The following is a 1662-nucleotide window of genomic DNA, read 5'->3' as shown; positions in this document are numbered from 1 at the left end:
GGCGGGCAAGCCAAATCTTGAAGTACCTGTTTACTCACACATCACATACGACATTACTGATGAGCTAAAAAAAGTCGACCGACCTGACGTGCTGATTATTGAAGGCTTAAACGTATTACAAAGCGGTATGGACTACCCACATGATCCACATCGAGTATTTGTATCTGATTTTCTTGATTTCTCAATTTATGTTGATGCGGAAAGTGAAACGATAGAGCAGTGGTATGTCGAGAGATTTTTGAAGTTTCGCCGCGGAGCTTTTACTAAACCAGGCTCCTACTTCAGCCACTATACGCAGCTGTCGGTCGATGAAGCGAAAAGTAAAGCGAAAGAAATTTGGCGCAATATTAATGGACTCAATCTGGAATTGAACATTCTTCCAACCAGAGAAAGAGCCCATTTGATCCTCCACAAAGGTGCTAACCACCTTGTCGACAAAGTATCGCTAAGAAAGTAATGGGGCTCAGTCCCCTTATCTCAACGAAATTTCTCCGCCAATGTAGGTTTCCAAACCATTTTCAGTTTTGAGCACCACCCCACCCTGTTGGTCGATACCTTGTACCACTCCGTGTATTTCTCTCGGTCCCATAAGAAGCTTAACCGGTCGGCCGATAAAGTTGTCCAAACGATTCCAACGTTCAACAAAACCACCCAGTCCAGTCAGTTCATATTCTTCTAACGCGGCTTTCCAATGTTTGATAAGACGTATCGCCAATTGAGTTCTATCGATACTCACTTCATTGGAAATTTGGTTGAGCGTTATCCAGGGTTGATCAATACCGGGCTGCACATCAGGCATGCCAATATTTAATCCCATTCCAATCACTAAGTGAGCTGCGCCTCCTGCTTGACCAGACATCTCCACTAAAATACCGGCTAGTTTTTTATCTTGATAGTAGATGTCGTTTGGCCACTTAAGCTTAACACCTTGGATACCGATACTTTCCAGTGCTTCGACTGCAGCAATACCCACGACCAAACTCAGTCCCATCGCTGCCGCCATACCCGCATCTAAACGCCAGTACATAGACAAATACAGATTGGTGCCAAATGGCGATATCCATTGACGTCCGCGACGTCCACGCCCCTGCGCCTGATATTCAGCGATACAAACTCGCCCTTTATCGGATTCACTGACTTTCTCTAACAAATATTGATTCGTTGAATCGATCACGGAAATCAGTTCTACCGGAGTGCTAATGGCATTTTTCAGACGAGTTTCATCGAGTAATTGAAGAGGATGAGCCAGTTGATAGCCTCGTCCTTGGATACGATAAATATCCACTCCCCAATCATTCAACCCTTTAATGTGCTTTGCAATTGCCGCTCTAGAAATGCCCAGTTGTTGTCCAAGCATTTCACCTGAATGAAAACCGCCATCGCTGAGTGTTTTAAGGATATGTAGCTTCACTGAGTGTTCTTTTCTCATTGAGCCGCCTCAATCTTAGCGAGATTAGTTTCACCTTGACGATTCATAAAGCGCACTTCGTGTTCGAGTTCAATTTGGTACTTATCCCACACCGCCCTTTTCACCAGAGAAGCAAGTGCAACCACGTCATCAGCACTGCAGTTGTCGACATTTGTTAATACCAACGCTTGTAAAGGGTTCACCTGAGCACCGTTGACTGAAATACCTTTCAAACCACACTGGTCAATCAGCCA

1 protein-coding gene and 2 pseudogenes are annotated in these 1662 nt (G+C 44.7%); 1 reads left to right on the top strand and 2 read right to left on the bottom strand.

All coding sequences use genetic code 11. The features are described 5' to 3' along the window. A pseudogene (locus R8N28_RS24185) lies at positions 1–457 on the top strand (type I pantothenate kinase); the annotation flags it as partial. Between the two features lie 15 nt (positions 458–472). On the opposite strand, the gene birA reads toward R8N28_RS24185, so the two are convergent. Both birA and R8N28_RS24175 read right to left on the bottom strand, forming a co-directional pair. Then, entirely contained in the window at positions 473–1429 is a 957-nt protein-coding gene (birA, locus tag R8N28_RS24180) for a bifunctional biotin--[acetyl-CoA-carboxylase] ligase/biotin operon repressor BirA (RefSeq protein ID WP_318183542.1), read from the bottom strand. Then, positions 1426–1662, bottom strand: a pseudogene (locus R8N28_RS24175) (UDP-N-acetylenolpyruvoylglucosamine reductase); the annotation flags it as partial. The pseudogene R8N28_RS24175 and the gene birA, both read right to left, overlap by 4 nt.

The organism is Vibrio sp. Vb1554, from assembly GCF_033344235.1.
The sequence above is the reverse complement of the archived record's forward strand: the minus strand, read 5'-3'. Positions and strand labels throughout refer to the sequence as shown.